General features: G+C 64.8%; 18 protein-coding genes. 3 read left to right on the top strand and 15 right to left on the bottom strand.

The genetic code is table 11. The features are described 5' to 3' along the window. The first annotated feature begins 210 nt into the window (after positions 1 to 210). Both lysS and BO1_RS06625 read left to right on the top strand, forming a co-directional pair. Positions 211 to 1,746, top strand: a complete 1,536-nt coding sequence (gene lysS, locus BO1_RS06630; protein WP_028216886.1) for a lysine--tRNA ligase — start codon at positions 211 to 213, stop codon at positions 1,744 to 1,746. Positions 1,747 to 2,122: 376 nt separating this feature from the next. Then, a complete protein-coding gene (locus BO1_RS06625; RefSeq protein WP_028216885.1) occupies positions 2,123 to 2,866 on the top strand; it encodes a glycine zipper 2TM domain-containing protein in 744 nt (247 codons plus the stop codon). 155 nt (positions 2,867 to 3,021) lie between these two features. Here BO1_RS06625 and iscX read toward each other — a convergent pair whose 3' ends face one another. From iscX to BO1_RS06560, 12 genes are all read right to left on the bottom strand, one after another. Beyond that, positions 3,022 to 3,219, bottom strand: coding sequence for a Fe-S cluster assembly protein IscX (gene iscX, locus BO1_RS06620; protein ID WP_028216884.1), 198 nt, complete (start codon positions 3,217 to 3,219; stop codon positions 3,022 to 3,024). A 26-nt stretch (positions 3,220 to 3,245) separates the two neighbouring features. Then, entirely contained in the window at positions 3,246 to 3,587 is a 342-nt protein-coding gene (gene fdx / locus BO1_RS06615; protein WP_028216883.1) for an ISC system 2Fe-2S type ferredoxin, read from the bottom strand. A gap of 191 nt (positions 3,588 to 3,778) precedes the next feature. Next, positions 3,779 to 5,650 carry a Fe-S protein assembly chaperone HscA gene (hscA, locus tag BO1_RS06610; protein WP_028216882.1) on the bottom strand — a complete coding sequence of 624 codons (1,872 nt, stop codon included), beginning with the start codon at positions 5,648 to 5,650 and terminating at the stop codon, positions 3,779 to 3,781. 131 nt (positions 5,651 to 5,781) lie between these two features. Next, positions 5,782 to 6,318, bottom strand: a complete 537-nt coding sequence (hscB, locus tag BO1_RS06605; protein WP_028216881.1) for a Fe-S protein assembly co-chaperone HscB — start codon at positions 6,316 to 6,318, stop codon at positions 5,782 to 5,784. Positions 6,319 to 6,436: 118 nt separating this feature from the next. After that, positions 6,437 to 6,760, bottom strand: coding sequence for an iron-sulfur cluster assembly protein IscA (gene iscA, locus BO1_RS06600; protein WP_028216880.1), 324 nt, complete (start codon positions 6,758 to 6,760; stop codon positions 6,437 to 6,439). Between the two features lie 23 nt (positions 6,761 to 6,783). Then, positions 6,784 to 7,188, bottom strand: coding sequence for a Fe-S cluster assembly scaffold IscU (gene iscU, locus BO1_RS06595; RefSeq protein WP_028216879.1), 405 nt, complete (start codon positions 7,186 to 7,188; stop codon positions 6,784 to 6,786). Positions 7,189 to 7,279: 91 nt separating this feature from the next. Continuing rightward, positions 7,280 to 8,503: an IscS subfamily cysteine desulfurase gene (locus BO1_RS06585; RefSeq protein WP_028216878.1), complete on the bottom strand. Its 1,224-nt coding sequence runs from the start codon at positions 8,501 to 8,503 to the stop codon at positions 7,280 to 7,282. 77 nt (positions 8,504 to 8,580) lie between these two features. Further along, positions 8,581 to 9,114 carry a Fe-S cluster assembly transcriptional regulator IscR gene (gene iscR / locus BO1_RS06580; protein ID WP_028216877.1) on the bottom strand — a complete coding sequence of 178 codons (534 nt, stop codon included), beginning with the start codon at positions 9,112 to 9,114 and terminating at the stop codon, positions 8,581 to 8,583. A gap of 154 nt (positions 9,115 to 9,268) precedes the next feature. Beyond that, positions 9,269 to 9,751, bottom strand: coding sequence for a low molecular weight protein-tyrosine-phosphatase (locus tag BO1_RS06575; RefSeq protein WP_028216876.1), 483 nt, complete (start codon positions 9,749 to 9,751; stop codon positions 9,269 to 9,271). Positions 9,752 to 9,869: 118 nt separating this feature from the next. Continuing rightward, a complete protein-coding gene (locus BO1_RS06570) occupies positions 9,870 to 10,109 on the bottom strand; it encodes a hypothetical protein (protein WP_028216875.1) in 240 nt (79 codons plus the stop codon). A 159-nt stretch (positions 10,110 to 10,268) separates the two neighbouring features. Further along, complete coding sequence (locus tag BO1_RS06565; RefSeq protein WP_028216874.1) at positions 10,269 to 11,705, bottom strand: lactate utilization protein B; 1,437 nt, start codon at positions 11,703 to 11,705, stop codon at positions 10,269 to 10,271. A gap of 137 nt (positions 11,706 to 11,842) precedes the next feature. After that, a complete protein-coding gene (locus BO1_RS06560; RefSeq protein WP_028216873.1) occupies positions 11,843 to 12,565 on the bottom strand; it encodes a (Fe-S)-binding protein in 723 nt (240 codons plus the stop codon). Positions 12,566 to 12,800: 235 nt separating this feature from the next. Between BO1_RS06560 and BO1_RS06555 the strand changes: the two genes are divergently transcribed. Continuing rightward, the gene (locus BO1_RS06555; protein WP_028216872.1) at positions 12,801 to 13,601 is read left to right on the top strand and encodes an IclR family transcriptional regulator; all 801 of its coding nucleotides are present in this window, start codon (positions 12,801 to 12,803) and stop codon (positions 13,599 to 13,601) included. A gap of 86 nt (positions 13,602 to 13,687) precedes the next feature. Here the strand turns inward: BO1_RS06555 and BO1_RS06550 are convergent, their stop codons facing one another. The 3 genes from BO1_RS06550 to pbpG form a co-directional block, all read right to left on the bottom strand. Then, complete coding sequence (locus BO1_RS06550; RefSeq protein WP_028216871.1) at positions 13,688 to 14,212, bottom strand: helix-turn-helix transcriptional regulator; 525 nt, start codon at positions 14,210 to 14,212, stop codon at positions 13,688 to 13,690. Positions 14,213 to 14,215: 3 nt separating this feature from the next. Beyond that, positions 14,216 to 14,503 carry a hypothetical protein gene (locus BO1_RS60965; protein WP_043283961.1) on the bottom strand — a complete coding sequence of 96 codons (288 nt, stop codon included), beginning with the start codon at positions 14,501 to 14,503 and terminating at the stop codon, positions 14,216 to 14,218. A gap of 268 nt (positions 14,504 to 14,771) precedes the next feature. Continuing rightward, entirely contained in the window at positions 14,772 to 15,953 is a 1,182-nt protein-coding gene (gene pbpG, locus BO1_RS06540) for a D-alanyl-D-alanine endopeptidase (protein WP_028216870.1), read from the bottom strand. Between the last annotated feature and the right edge of the window lie 15 nt (positions 15,954 to 15,968).

The raw sequence follows: 15,968 nt of genomic DNA, 5'->3' as shown, positions 1-15,968 counted from the left end.
GCGCGCCCCAGGGCGCCGCCCTCTCCCGCCGCGCCGCCACCCGTCTGGAAACGTCAGACTGCGGCGCGCGCCACGGGAACCGAAGTCCGCACGTTGCGCCACACGGGACCCGACATGGCCCGATGGGCGCTGCGGCCCGCGAGGCAACCACGCCCGGGCCCAAACTGAAACATCCGCCGTAACACCGCGAATCCAATCATCCGAGCCACCATGACCGAACCGACCCAGCCGAACGCGGCCAGCGCCGCGCCCGAAGTCGACGACAACCAGATCATCGCCGAGCGCCGCGAAAAGCTGCGCGCGCTGCGCGAAGCGGGTGTCGCCTATCCGAACGACTTCCGTCCCACCCACCACGCTGCCGACCTCCAGCGCGACTACGCCGACACCGACAAGGACGCGCTCGAATCCCAATCTCTCGAAGTTTCGGTCGCCGGCCGCATGATGCTCAAGCGCGTGATGGGCAAGGCGAGCTTTGCGACGGTGCGCGACGGCTCGGGCCAGATCCAGTTCTTCATCACGCCCGCCGACGTGGGCGAGACCACCTACGACGCATTCAAGAAGTGGGACCTGGGTGACATCGTCGCGGCGAGAGGCGTGCTGTTCCGCACCAACAAGGGCGAGCTCTCGGTGCGCTGCACGGAGCTGCGCCTGCTCTCGAAGTCGCTGCGTCCGCTGCCGGACAAGTTCCACGGTCTCTCGGACCAGGAAATGCGCTATCGCCAGCGCTACGTCGACCTGATCGTCACGCCCGAAGCGCGCGAGACCTTCGTCGCGCGCACGAAGGCGATCTCGTCGGTGCGCCGCTTCATGGCCGACGCCGGCTTCATGGAAGTCGAAACGCCCATGCTGCACCCGATCCCGGGCGGCGCGGCGGCGAAGCCCTTCGTTACGCACCACAACGCGCTCGACATGCAGATGTTCATGCGCATCGCGCCCGAGCTCTATCTGAAGCGCCTCGTCGTGGGCGGCTTCGAGCGCGTGTTCGAAATCAACCGGAATTTCCGTAACGAAGGCGTCTCGCCGCGTCACAATCCGGAATTCACGATGATGGAGTTCTACGCCGCGTATACGGACTACACGTGGCTCATGGACTTCACGGAACAGCTGATCCGCCAGGCCGCCGTGGATGCGCGCGGCAACGCCGTGCTCACCTACCAGGGCCGCGAGCTCGATCTTTCGAAGCCGTTCCATCGCCTGACGATCACCCAGGCAATCCAGAAGTACGCGCCGCAGTACACGAACGAGCAGCTCGCCGACGCCGCCTTCCTGCGCGCCGAGCTCAAGAAGTTCGGCGTGGACGCGAACCAGCCGGCGTTCCTGAACGCGGGCGTGGGATCGCTGCAGCTCGCCCTCTTCGAAGAGACCGCCGAGTCGCAGCTGTGGGAGCCGACTTTCATCATCGACTACCCCGTCGAGGTTTCGCCGCTCGCGCGCGCCTCCGACACGGCCCCGGGCATCACCGAGCGCTTCGAGCTCTTCATCACCGGCCGCGAAATCGCCAACGGCTTTTCGGAGCTCAACGATCCGGAAGACCAGGCCGCGCGCTTCAAGAAGCAGGTCGAGCAGAAGGACGCCGGCGACGAGGAAGCGATGTTCTACGACGCCGACTACATCCGCGCGCTCGAATACGGCATGCCTCCGACTGGCGGCTGCGGTATCGGCATTGACCGTCTGATCATGCTGCTCACGGACAGCGCAAGCATCCGCGACGTCATTCTCTTCCCGCATCTGCGCCGCGAAGACTAAGCATCGAGATGGCACGGCGCGCCTGATTCGTTACAGACGCGCTGAACGGGGCGCATGCGGTTCACGCCGCATGCGCCCCGTTTGCCTTTTTCCACACGTTTTTCGTTGCGCTTGCACGGCTGCTTGTCAGCCGTCGTTCAGCTCGTCGTTCAGCTGTTTGTAACCAGCGGTAAAAGCGACCGGCCCGCTTCCCGGGCATGCCAGATGCGCGATGCCTGAAACCCGCATCGCACAGGGCTACGCGGCGGCCGCATTTGTTTGATCCCTTTTTCGGCTTGCGCACACGCTAGCAGGGTTACAAATTGAAACGCCCGGGCTGCTGAATTGCCTCAAACTGGTCTGAACAAAGCCAACTCTGCTTAAGACGGAGCCTGTCATGAACAATCCCGATCCGAAACCGACCACACCGAACCGCCGTATTCATCCGCTCGTCGCAACCGCCGCGGCGGCTGTGATCGTCGCGAGCCTCGCAGCCACGGCGGCCATCACCGGCGTCTTCCCCAAGGCATCGAGCACGACCGAGCAGAGCGCACAAAGCCAGACCGGCCAAACCACAGTGATGGCTTCGGCGCCGGTGGTCGACTCGACCCGGCCCGCGACCAGCGCGCAAATCGCACAGAACGGCGCGCCGGTTGCGGTCCCGAACAACGAACCCGCGAATGAGCCCGCGCAACCGCAGCCTGCGCCGGCCGCCCAGCAGCCGGGCGCGGCACCGGCCGCCCCACCGCCTCAGTACGGCCAGCAGCCGCAGCAATACGCTCAGGAAGCACCGCCCCAGCAGGCAGCGTGCGCCTCTTGCGGCGTGGTCGAGGGTATCTCCGAGACGCGCCAGGAAGGCCATGGCACCGGCATCGGTGCGGTGGGCGGCGCAGTGGTGGGCGGCGTGGTCGGCAATCAGTTCGGCAGCGGCAATGGCCGCACGGCCATGACGCTGCTGGGTGCGCTGGGTGGCGGCCTCGGCGGCAACGCGGTGGAAAAGCATCTGCGCAGCACCACGAGCTACTCGGTGCGCGTGCGCATGGACAACGGCAAGATGCGCTACTTCACGTATCACCAGGCGCCGCCGTTCCAGCAAGGCCAGCGCGTGCGCGTCGAAAACGGCACGCTTGCCGCGGCCTGACGATGCTTGACTGCTGGCACGTCGCTGCGTGCGCCGGCCGCTAACGCGCGCGGCCCATCAATGAAAAAGGCGATCCGCCACCAGGGCGAATCGCCTTTTTCATTGCGACCGGCGGCGGACCAAGGCCACCGGCAACTGAGCCCGCGAACGCGGAATCAATACTCCGAGTCTTCGATCCAGGCCGCCTGGATGGCCTCGAGGATCTTCTCGTTCGAGCGCGCGGGATCGTCGTCGAAACCTTCGAGCTCGGTGATCCAGCGATGCAGATCGGTGAAGCGCACATACTGCGGGTCGATGTCCGGATGCGTATCCGTCAACGCCATTGCGATGTCCTGCGTATCGGTCCATTTCATGACAGCGCGCTCCTCTCTCCGATGGATTAGTGGTTTTCCTTCGCGTGGTTGATCGAGTAACGCGGAATCTCGACCACCAGGTCATCTTCGGCGGGCACGATGGCCTGGCACGACAGCCGCGAAGTCGGCTCCAGACCCCAGGCCTTGTCGAGCAGGTCGTCTTCAGTTTCTTCCGACGGCTCGAGCGCGTTGAACCCTTCACGCACGATCACGTGACAGGTCGTGCACGCGCACGACTTCTCGCACGCATGTTCGATCTCGATGCCGTGCTCCAGCAGCGCATCGCACACACTCTCACCCGGCTTGGCGTCGATGACCGCGCCCTCCGGACACAGTTCGACATGGGGCAGCACCACGATTTGAGGCATTGTGATTTCCGTATCCAATAACTTCTGTATCGGGCGCGCCCCGTCTGCCGACGGTGTCATCGCCCATTCTACTGACGTCGCGCACCTGGCTGCATCGGGAAAGCACGCACGCGTGGCGTGCTTTCCGGTGCGTTTGCCGGCGCGCGTTCAAACGTCCATAACGTTCATTGATCGCGCATCGAAGCGCGCATTTAGCCGATCTCGTCGAGCTTCTTGCCCGCGAGCGCGCGCTTGATGCCCTTGTCCATGCGCCGTGCGGCGAACTCGTCGGTGCCCTCGGCGAGCGACTTGGTCGCCGCTTCGATCGCGTCGGTGTCCTCGCCCTGCACGATTTGCACGAGCGCGGCGATCAGCGCATCGAGCTGCGCGCGCTCCTCGGCGTTCAGCAGCTCGCCATCGGCGGCCAGTGCGGAATTCGTCGCTTCGACGACGCGCTGCGCCTCCACCTGCGCCTCGCGCAACGCGCGTGCGCGCATGTCGATGTCGGCCGTCTTGAAGCTGTCTTCGAGCATCTTCGCGATGTCGTCGTCGGCGAGGCCGTAGGACGGCTTCACCACCACCGACGCCTCCACGCCCGAGATCTGCTCGCGCGCGAACACGGACAAGAGGCCATCGGCGTCCACCTGGTAGGTCACGCGGATGCGCGCCGCGCCCGCCGCCATCGGCGGAATGCCACGCAGCTCGAAGCGTGCGAGCGAGCGGCAGTCGGAGACGAGCTCGCGCTCGCCCTGCACCACGTGGATCGCCATCGCGGTCTGGCCGTCCTTGAAGGTCGTGAAGTCCTGCGCGCGCGCGACCGGAATGGTCGAGTTGCGCGGGATGATCTTCTCGACGAGGCCGCCCATCGTCTCCACGCCGAGCGAGAGCGGGATCACATCGAGCAGCAGCCAGTCGTCTTCGCCGCCGCGGTTGCCGGCGAGCAGGTCGGCCTGGATCGCCGCGCCGAGCGCGACGACCTGATCCGGGTCCAGATTCGTGAGCGGCGGCTGGCCGAAGAACTGCTCGACGGCGCGCCGGATCACCGGCATGCGCGTCGCGCCGCCCACCAGCACTACGCCCTTTACGTCCTTCGCGGTCACCCTGGCGTCGCGCAGCGCCTTCTTCGTGGGCGTGAGCGTGCGCTGCACGAGCGCCTGCGTGAGCGCCTCGAAGCGCGGCTCGTCGATCGTCAGCGCAATCTGCTTGCCGTTCGAAAGCGCGACCTCGATGCGCGCCTCGGGCGCCGCCGAGAGCGCTTCTTTCGCATCACGCACGCGGTCGAGCAAGAGGCGCACGTCTTCGGGCGCGAGCGTGGCGCGCTCGATGCCGGACTGCTCGAGCGCCCAGGCAAAGAGGGCGTGATCGAAATCGTCGCCGCCGAGCGCGGAATCGCCACCCGCCGCGAGGACTTCGAATACGCCCTTCGTGAGCTTGAGAATCGACAGGTCGAAGGTGCCGCCGCCGAGGTCGTACACCGCGTAGAGCCCTTCGGCGCCGTTGTCCAGCCCGTAGGCGATGGCCGCCGCCGTCGGCTCGTTGAGCAGGCGCAGCACGTTCAGGCCCGCAAGGCGCGCGGCGTCCTTGGTCGCCTGGCGCTGCGCCTCGTCGAAGTACGCCGGCACCGTGATGACCGCGCCGACGAGATCGTCGCCGAGCGTGTCTTCGGCGCGCTGGCGCAGCGTCGCGAGGATTTCCGCCGAGACTTCGACCGGGCTTTTCACGCCGTCGATGGTCTGGATCTGCACCATGCCCGGCGCGTCGACGAATTCGTACGGCGCGTTGACCGCGCCTTCCACCTCGGCCTTGCCGCGGCCCATGAAGCGCTTGACCGAGACGATCGTGTTGCGCGGGTCGGTGGCCGCGTCGGACTTGGCCGTACGGCCGATGCGACGGCCGCCGTTCGCGAGATAGCGCACGACCGACGGGAGCAGCACGTGGCCGTCTTCGTCGGGCAGCACGTCGGGCACGCCGCTGCGCACCGCGGCGACCAGCGAGTTCGTCGTGCCGAGGTCGATGCCGACGGCGAGCCGCCGCTGATGCGGCGCCGGCGCCATGCCGGGTTCGGAGATTTGCAGTAATGCCATCTGTGTGATCTGTTGCGGGCCGCCTCACGTCGTCGATCGATGCGTATCGATGCGTCGGCAACCCTGTCCTGTATCCGTGTTCTACGCTCTTTTCTGCCGCACGCCCAGCGGGGGCGCCTGGCCGGGGAGCCCTAGCCTTCCAGCCGCTCGATCTGCGCGTCGACTTCGGCCGCCACGCGCTCGACGAACATCAACTGGCGCACGGCTTCCGCCGCCGGCTGGTTCGAGCCGCTGTCGAGCAGCGCGCCGAGCTTCGCGAGGCGCACGCGCTCGTCGTCGCGCAATTCGGCGAGCAGCGCATCGAGCGCATCGACGTTCTTCGCGCCCACCGCGTCCTCGATCGCCTCGCGCCACTCCATCTGCTGCATCAGGAACGCGGGCTCCATGGCCGTGTTGTTCTCCGCGCCGACGTCGAGGCCGCGCAAATGCAGCAAGTACGTCGCGCGCTTGAGCGGGTCGCGCAGCGTCTGGTACGCCTCGTTCGCGCGCGTGGCCCACTGCATCGCCACGCGTTTTTGTGCCTCGCCGGCCGCGGCGAAGCGGTCGGGGTGCACCTGCGCCTGCACGGTGCGGTACGCGTGGTCGAGCGAGGCGGCGTCGAGCGCGAACTGCTCGGGCAGGCCGAACAGCACGAAATGGCTATCGGAGAGCGAGGAAAGCGAGGCCATCGGAATGAACGTTCGGGTGGGGCTGTCGTCAGGATCGGGCGCACTGCTGTCGTGCGGTGCGCCGCATCAAAAAATCAAAAAGGCGGCACAGGCCGCCTTTTCAGCGCAACGCGCGGGCTCAAACGCGGAAGGACTCGCCGCAACCGCACTCGTCCTTCACGTTCGGGTTGTTGAACTTGAAGCCCTCGTTCAGGCCTTCGCGCACGAAGTCGAGCTCCGTGCCGTCGATATAGGAGAGGCTCTTCGGGTCCACGATGACCTTCACGCCGTGGCTCTCGAACACGTTGTCCTCGGGCGCGAGCTCGTCGACATATTCGAGCTTGTAGGCGAGGCCCGAGCAGCCCGTCGTACGCACGCCAAGGCGCAAGCCCACGCCCTTGCCGCGACGGACCAGGTACTTCTGCACGTGCTGTGCCGCTTTTTCTGTCAACGTGATTGCCATAACGTTCTCGCCCTGACCAGTCCTTAAGCCGCGTCGGCCTTTGCTTCCGTCGTGTGACGCTGACGGTAATCGGCCACCGCTGCCTTGATCGCGTCTTCCGCGAGAATCGAGCAGTGGATCTTCACCGGCGGCAGCGCCAGTTCTTCAGCGATCTGCGTGTTCTTGATGTCGAGTGCCTGATCGAGCGTCTTGCCCTTCACCCACTCGGTCACGAGCGAGCTCGAAGCGATGGCCGAGCCGCAGCCATAGGTCTTGAACTTCGCGTCTTCGATGACACCGTCCGCGCCCACGCGGATCTGCAGCTTCATGACGTCGCCGCATGCGGGCGCGCCAACCATGCCGGTGCCGACCGCGTCGTCGTCCTTCGCGAACGAGCCGACGTTGCGCGGGTTTTCGTAGTGGTCCAGAACCTTGTCGCTATATGCCATGATCACACTCCTTCAATTCGTGTTTGCCGCGCTGCATCTGTTTTGCGCTGCGGCCGGTTCGATTTTCGCTGCCAGCTGCTTCCAGTAAGCCTTAATGCGCCGCCCACTGGATGGTCGACAGGTCGATGCCATCCTGGTGCATTTCCCACAGCGGCGAGAGCTCGCGCAGCTTGGCGATCTTCGTCTGCAGCAGGTTGATCACGTAGTCGACGTCCTGTTCGGTCGTGAAGCGGCCCACCGTGAAGCGGATCGAGCTGTGCGCCAGCTCGTCGTTGCGGCCGAGCGCGCGCAGCACGTACGACGGCTCCAGCGACGCCGAGGTGCACGCCGAGCCCGACGACACCGCCACGTCCTTGACCGCCATGATCAGCGACTCGCCTTCGACGAAGTTGAAGCTGATGTTCAGGTTGTGCGGGACCCGCTTTTCCATGTCGCCGTTCACGTAGGTCTCTTCGATTTCCGAGAGGCCCTTGAGCAGACGGTCGCGCAGCATGCGCACGCGCTCGTTTTCCGTCGCCATTTCTTCGCGCGCGATGCGGAACGCCTCGCCCATGCCGACGATCTGGTGCGTCGCGAGCGTGCCCGAGCGCATGCCGCGCTCATGGCCGCCACCGTGCATCTGCGCTTCGATACGCACGCGCGGCTTGCGGCGCACGTACAGCGCGCCGATGCCCTTCGGACCGTAGGTCTTGTGCGCCGAGAACGACATCAGGTCGACCTTGAGCTTTTGCAGGTCGATGGGCGCCTTGCCGGTCGATTGCGCGGCATCGACGTGGAAAATGATGCCCTTCTCGCGGCAGATCTCGCCGATCGCCTCGATATCCTGGATCACGCCGATCTCGTTGTTCACGTGCATGACCGAAACGAGGATCGTGTCGGGACGCAGCGCGGCCTTGAACACTTCGAGGTCGATCAGGCCGTCTTCCTTCACGTCCAGATAGGTGACTTCGTAGCCTTCGCGCTCGAGCTCGCGGCAGGTGTCGAGCACGGCCTTGTGCTCGGTCTTCACCGTGATGATGTGCTTGCCCTTGCTCTTGTAGAAGTGCGCGGCACCCTTGATCGCGAGGTTGTCCGATTCGGTTGCACCGGAGGTCCAGATGATTTCGCGCGGGTCGGCGTTCACGAGCGCCGCGACGTTCTCGCGCGCTTCCTCGACGGCACGCTCCGCGTCCCAGCCGTAGGCGTGGCTGCGCGACGCCGGATTGCCGAACTGCTCGCGCAGATACGGAATCATCTTGTCCACCACGCGCGGGTCGACAGGCGTCGTCGCGCTGTAGTCCATATAAATGGGCAGGTGGGGAATGTCGTTATTCATCTATCGCTCCGGGGGATTCTGTCTGCTGCTCTGTGTATTGCGCTGGCCGTAGTCGGGATCGAGAACCAGGTTCAGGATCAGGAACCGGCCATGTTGAATATGGAATTCGGCCCGAGCGGCACCGTGCGCACCGGCTCCATTGCCGGCGCCTCGGTGCGGCGGTCGCGCAGGACGGTGGGCGCGGCGCCTTCGCGGGCGCGCTGCTTGTCCACCAGATCCTTCAGCGAAACCGAATCGAGGTACTCGACCATCTTCTGGTTCAGCGTCGACCAGAGCTCGTGCGTCATGCAGTGGCCGTCGTGCTGCTTGGTGCCTTCGCAAGCGCCCTTGCCGCCGCACTGGGTCGCGTCGAGCGGCTCGTCCACGGCGATGATGATGTCCGCAACGGTGACGTCCTCCGCGCGGCGCGCGAGGTTATAGCCGCCGCCCGGCCCACGGACCGATTCGACGATTTCATGACGGCGCAGCTTGCCGAACAACTGTTCCAGGTACGACAGCGAGATATGCTGGCGCTGGCTGATACCCGCAAGCGTCACCGGGCCCTGCTCCTGGCGCAGGGCCAGGTCGATCATCGCCGTAACGGCGAAACGGCCTTTGGTGGTGAGTCTCATGATGTAGGGGAACCGCTATTCTCGACAATTTTCGTCAAGTATAAATACATGACTAGTTTAGTCAAGTATCCGCGCCGCCATCCGGGTTATTAGGCGCATGACGAAAAGGGAAAACGGCGCGAAACCTGCACGAGGATGCGCCGCAACGTTCATCTCAGTCCGCCAGCCGCGGACGCAGTGCCGACAGCAAGCCCGAACAGGCCGCTTCGCACTGGTCAAGCACCGCCTCGAACCCGGCGTCGCCACCAAAATAGGGGTCGGTAACGACGCGCTCCTGCGCGTGTGGAGCGAATTCCATCAGCAGACGAATCTTGTCGCGCCCGGCAGAAGGCGCCACCTGCTGGAGCGCCGTCACATTGGCGTCGTCCATCGCAACGATCAGGTCGAACGTGCCAAAGTCTTCCGGCGCGATCTGACGGGCGCGCAGCGGCGCCAGATCGTAGCCGCGCTTCGCCGCGGCGCGCTGGGCGCGTTCGTCGGGCGCCTCGCCGATATGCCAGTCGCCGGTGCCCGCCGAATCGACCGACACGTGCGTGCTCAAACCCGCCTCGTCGACAAAACGCCGCATCACGGCTTCAGCCGTAGGCGAGCGGCAGATATTGCCAAGACAAACGAAGCAGACGGAAACCTTTTTCATCGTGTCGGGTGTGAGGCGGGAAGCGGCTTCAGGCGTGCCGCCCGGCGCAAACGAAGCGTCGATTATACAAAGTGTCGGCGATGTACGCTGGGCGTATCCCGCGTAATCAACGATACGTTTAGATCGCGCTCGTCTGCGGCGGCAACGGCGCCACGCTGCGCATGGCCTTGACGGGCGCCTTCACGTCGCCCGCATCGCCAACCAGGCCATACGACACAGTGCGCGCCAATTCGGCGCTCACTTGATCGGCTGCCAGCGGGAACTGCTGCTCGGCGGTATGCCAGGCGTGAGCCCACGCAATCGCCGCAAGCGGCACGATCAGCGCCAGCGGCCAATACACCACTATTTTCTTTCTCATGATGCGACTCTCTCTCGACTGTGGGGCGACACGTGCCAACGCACTATCGCCAGTCGAAATGATATAGACGATCGCAATCAGGAAAAACCCGGCAAAGACGAACACACTGTTGTCGCAGATTAAACAGTGCACGGTCTGTCGTTGACGAGAGCCCAGTCATCACGTCTTCCGCGTACGCCCCGTAGCGTCCAGATGCGTGTGCCGCGCAGCGTACAGCTCGCGGAACGTACGGCCGACCGGAGCCGGCATGTCACGCCCATCGGTCCAGCCACGCGCGAACGGCAGTTTGCGAATGAGCTGCGACTGGCCGCCCATGCGCTCCAGCACGCGCACGCCGAGCTTCGTGAGCAGCGCATACGCGCCCGGATGCAGGGCGAACCATCCCCAGACCGCCAGCGCCGCGCGTTCGCGCCATGGGCGCAGGCGCCGCTCGGTCTGCTTCTCGCGCAATTTGCGCAGCAGGTCCGAAAGCGGTATGCCCACCGGACAGACGCTGTTGCACTCGCCACAGAGCGTGGCGGCCTGCGGCAGATCGAGTGCCTTGTCGATGCCGACGTAGCTGGGCGTGAGCACCGACCCCATCGGCCCCGGATATACCCATCCGTACGCGTGTCCGCCCACCTTCTGATAGACGGGACAATGGTTCATGCACGCGCCGCAACGGATGCAGCGCAGCATCTCCTGGAACTCGCCGCCGATCAGGCCGGTGCGCCCACCGTCGACGAGCACGACATACATATGCTCGGGGCCGTCCTGATCCTGTGCGCCGCGGGGGCCCGTGAGCACGGAAAAGTAGTTCGAGGTGGCCTGCCCCGTAGCGGAGCGCGGCAGCAGGCGCATCGCGGTGGCGAGGTCCTCGAGCGTCGGCAGGACCTTTTCGATGCCGGTGACCGCCACATGCACGCGCGGCATCACGGTGCACATGCCCTCGTTGCCCTCGTTCGTCACGAGCACGACCGAGCCCGTCTCCGCGACAAGGAAGTTGCCGCCCGTCACGCCCATGTCCGCCGAAAGGAAATGCGGCCGCAGGACCTCGCGCGCCTCGCGCGTCATGTCGGGGATTTCGGTCAGGCGCGGCTTGTGGTGCGTCTTCGCGAACAGATCGGCGATCTCGTCCTTGTCCTTGTGGACGACGGGCGCAATGATGTGGCTCGGCGGCTCGTTATTGTTGATCTGCAGGATGTATTCGCCGAGATCCGTCTCGATGGATTGCACGCCCATCCCGGCAAGCACGGTATTGAGCTGCATCTCCTCGGAGACCATCGACTTCGTCTTGATGACCTTGCGCACCTCATGCTTGCGCGCGATCTCGGCGACGAGCTTCGCCGCATCGCGCGCCGTCTCGGCGAACAGGACCGTCACGCCGCGGCGCGCGGCCTCGGCCTCGAATTGCTCGATCCAGACGTCGAGATTCTCCAGCGCGCGATTGCGCCGCTCCTTGAGCGCGGCGCGCGTGGCCGGGAAATCGATCGCCGTGATCGCCTCTGCGCGAGCGGAGACGAACTTGGTCGAGAGCTTCTTGAGGTTTTGCTGAAGACGCTGATCGGCCAGCTTCTGGCCTGCGCGCGCCTTGAATTGCATCGATTGAACTTGCATGGCGTGGAATCGGGGCGTGTGTGCGTTCGTATGCGGTCGGATTCAGGCGAATTGCTGTGGCGTCATGGCGTGGACGCCTCGCCCGGTGAGCAAAATGCAGCCAGTTGGCCGCAACCAGACGGCGAGCGCGCGTCGCCTCAAACGTCGCCGGCCAGCACCTGGGCGACATGCAGCACGCGGGTGCTGGAATCGCCGGTGCGACGCAGACGCCCTTCGATGTTCAGCATGCAGCCGAGGTCGCCGAGCACCACGGCGCCCGCCCCGCTTGCCTGCACGTTCATGCATTTTTCGTCGGCGATCGCCGTGGAGATTGCGCCGTACTTGACCGCAAAGGTGCCGCCAAAGCCGCAACAGTGCTCGCAGTCCTTCATCTCCTGCACGGCCACGCCCCGCTGCGCGAGCAGCGCACGGGGCTGCGCCTTCACACCCAGCTCGCGCAGTCCCGCGCAGGAGTCGTGATAGGTTACCGGCCCGCGGAACTCGCCCTCGGGCAGCGTGACTTTCGCGACATTCACGAGGAAGTCCGTCAATTCGTAGACGCGCTCGCGCAGACGGCCGTAGCGCGCCATCAGTTCCGGATCATCGCGAAAGAGATCGCCGTAATGCACGCGGATCATGCCGCCACACGAGCCCGAAGGCACCACCACATAGTCGAATTGCTCGAATTCGCGCAGCGTCTTTTCCGCCAGGTCGCGCGCAAGCGCCCGTTCGCCCGAGTTATAGGCCGGTTGGCCGCAGCAGGTTTGCGCAGGCGGCACGTCCACCTCATAGCCGGCCTCCTCGAGCAACTTGAGCGCCGAAAAACCGATTTCGGGACGCATTGTGTCGATGAGGCAAGTGACGAACAAACCGACTCGCATGGGAACTCCTCGTGAAAACCGTCCCCGATTATCCGACGTTTCGCCGCCACCACCAACGCCGGACTGCACCAGGATGGACCGTCGGCCGCGCCAGACAGGCCTGCTAGCGCGGCCGCCACGCCGAGGCGCCATCCCGTCAGCCGCTGTCTTTTTTCACCATACGAGATACAATGCACGCTTCCGCGTCGCGTTTCCAATACGCGCCAAACGATTCTGCCCCCGGAATTTGCCCCCCATGACCGACACCAATCCGGATCCGAAGACCTCGATTCAGGTGATCGAGCGCATGATGCGCCTCCTCGACGCGCTCGCCGCGCACACCGATCCGGTCAGCCTGAAGGATCTCGCGCAACGCACCGAACTCCATCCTTCCACCGCACACCGCATTCTCAACGACATGGTGAGCTGCCGGCTCGTCGACCGCTCGGACCCCGGCACATACCGGCTCGGCATGCGGCTGCTGGAGCTCGGCAATCTCGTGAAGGCGCGCCTCTCGGTGCGCGACGCCGCGCTCACGCCCATGCGCGAGCTGCATCGCCTCACGGGCCAGACCGTGAACCTCTCCGTGCGCCAGGGCGACGAGATCGTCTATATCGAGCGCGCTTACTCGGAACGCTCCGGCATGCAAGTGGTGCGGGCAATCGGCGGCCGCGCGCCGCTGCACCTCACCTCGGTCGGCAAGCTCTTTCTTGCCGCCGACGAAGCGAATCGCGTACGCGCCTACGCCACCCGCACGGGCCTTTCGGGTCACACGCGCAACAGCATTACCGACCTTGGCCGGCTGGAGCGCGAACTCGCGCACGTGCGCCAGCAATCTTGCGCACGCGATAACGAAGAGCTGGAACTGGGCGTGCGCTGCATTGCAGCGGGCATCTACGACGATACCGGCAAGCTCGTCGCCGGACTTTCTCTCTCCGCGCCCGCCGACCGCCTTCAGGACTCGTGGCTCGGGCAACTGAGCAAGACGGCGCTCACGATTTCAGAGTCGCTCGGCTATCACCCGGAGCCCGCCGAAGGCAACGTGCAGACCGCCTGAGGCCGACGGTTGCGCGAACCGGCTTCGCACCCAAGCCGAAGTCCCTGAAGCGCCGGCAGGTCCGGCGCTTCTCTTCTTCATGCTTCTCACTCGACAAGCTCGGCAAGCTGGCGCTTGATGCCCGTGTCGATTTCGCGCGCCTCCTTCACCAGATTGACCTGCTTCGCGGTAAACGCCGTCTCCAGCAATGCGACGTCGATGCTGTAGCCCTGGCGGCCGCTCAACCACGCGAGGATGTCGCCGAGATGCCAGAGCGACGGATTGCCTTCGTGCACAGGCGGCGGAAAATCTACCGTGTGCGCGAGCATCAACTTGCGCATGTTCTGACGCGACATGCCTGTCATGTCCGCAACATCGGTCAAGCCGACCAGATCCGGCGCGGCCTCCACCAGACGCGCCCCGGGCGCCGCCTGCTTGACATTCTGCAACGCCGAGTAGATGGCCGACCACGCGCTCTCGCTCTCGCGTGCGAATGCCAGTGCGATGCGACCAGGCTGCCCTACGCCGATCGTGGCGTCGTCGCAGCCCGCTTGCGCCAGCCGCTCCACGAGGTCGTCGTGATCGCAGTCTTCCGGCGCGAGCTGATACTTGAGCGTGAATACATAGTTCATCAGTTACTCCTGCTGTTTGGCACTCGGTCGCCCGGGCGGCGCGTTCGCGCGCTGCACCGTGCAGTTGTCGACCACGCGCCTCAACAAATGCGCATGGTTGCCGGCGTTGCGCGGCGTGCTCCAGATGCTCGTGATGCAGAACTCTCCGCACCGGCAATCTGCCTGGTTGTACGGGCAGTACATCCTGCCCCACGCGTGGCCCTTGCCTTTACCTGGCTGAACTAACCAACCTCTGGATTCGGCATAAGCCAGCGCAGCCTCGACCTCTTTCTTGGGATGCGATCGTCTCATCGGCAAACTCAGTGTAGGGGCCGCCGCAGAAGTTGTCAATTGACAACCGACAAACTTGCGGCAGCCAAATCGCGCTATCCGGCCGGACAGCGCGTCTCGAACCACTGAAATTCTGCTGACGAAACCGATCGCCCAACAGCTAGCCTCATGGCGTAGGAAACGCCCATGCCGGCCCGAAAAGCAAACGCCCCGCAATTGCGGGGCGTTTGTACTGGCGAAGCCGAAAGCGACTTGACTGACCTGATATCAGGCCGGGCTTCGGGCCCGATCAGGTGCCCGGACCGCCAGCGTCCGCGCTCGTGATGCGCGGCTGCTGGTCGGCGCCGCCGTTATCGAGCCACGTGCGCACGCGGGTCGCATCGGCGAAACGCGAATACTTGCCGCTCGAATCGAGCAGCACCATGATCACCGGCCGGCCGTGGACCGTCGTCTGCATCACGAGGCACTCGCCCGCTTCGTTGATGAAGCCGGTCTTCTGCAGGCCGATGTCCCATGACGGATTGCGGATCAGCGCGTTCGTGCTGTTGTAGGCGAGATTGCGCTTGCCCGTGAACACGTCGTAGCTGCGATCGGTCGAGAACTGGCGGATCATCGGATACTGATAGGCCGCGTTCACCATCTTCACGAGGTCACGCGCAGTCGAGACGTTGTGGCTGGAGAGCCCCGTGGAATTCTCGAAGTGCGTGTCGGTCATGCCAAGCTGCTTCGCCTTGGCGTTCATGGCCGCGATGAACGCAGGACGGCCGCCCGGGTAGTAACGCGAAAGCGCCGCCGCCGCGCGGTTTTCCGACGCCATCAGCGCGATATGCAGCATGTCTTCGCGCGAGAGCACCGAGCCCACCGAGAGGCGCGAACCGGTGTTCTTCTCGTAATCGCGGTCTTCGTCGGTGACTTCGATCTGCTCGGTGAGCGGCGCCTTCGAATCGAGCACGACCATCGCGGTCATCAGCTTGGAGATCGAGGCGATCGGCACGACCGCATGCGAATTCTTGTCGAAGAGCGGCTCCAGCGAGTTCTGGTCCACCACGTAAGCAACACCCGAGCGCAGCATCAGCGAATCGGGCGTTTCATGCAGGCCGAACGCCTGGCCCACGGTCGGCTGACGCGGCTCGAACGCGACGCGGCGTACCGCCGTGTGGTGGCGGCCGTTCATCGTGTAGCTGACGCGGCGTTTCCTGGCTGTCGGGCGCGCATCGTCCGTCGCGGCGACGGTGCGGGTCGCACCCGATTTTTTGGCAACCTTCGCAGGCGCCTGCGCGCCGCTTGCGGCCTTTTTGGTCGTCTTTTTGGCCTTGGCCGGATTGGCCGCAGCGGTGTCCTGCGACGCAGCAAAAGCGCCCTCAGGCACTACGAGCGTCGCGCTGATGACCACGGAGACAGCGACCGACAGTGCGGTACTGACAACCGATGAGGGCACCAGTTTGAACGACAGGAGCTTGTCGGATTTCATTGGTGTTCTGGATGA

This window comes from Paraburkholderia oxyphila NBRC 105797 (assembly GCF_000685075.1).
Classification (GTDB): domain Bacteria; phylum Pseudomonadota; class Gammaproteobacteria; order Burkholderiales; family Burkholderiaceae; genus Paraburkholderia; species Paraburkholderia oxyphila.
This window is presented reverse-complemented; position numbering and strand designations above follow the sequence as displayed.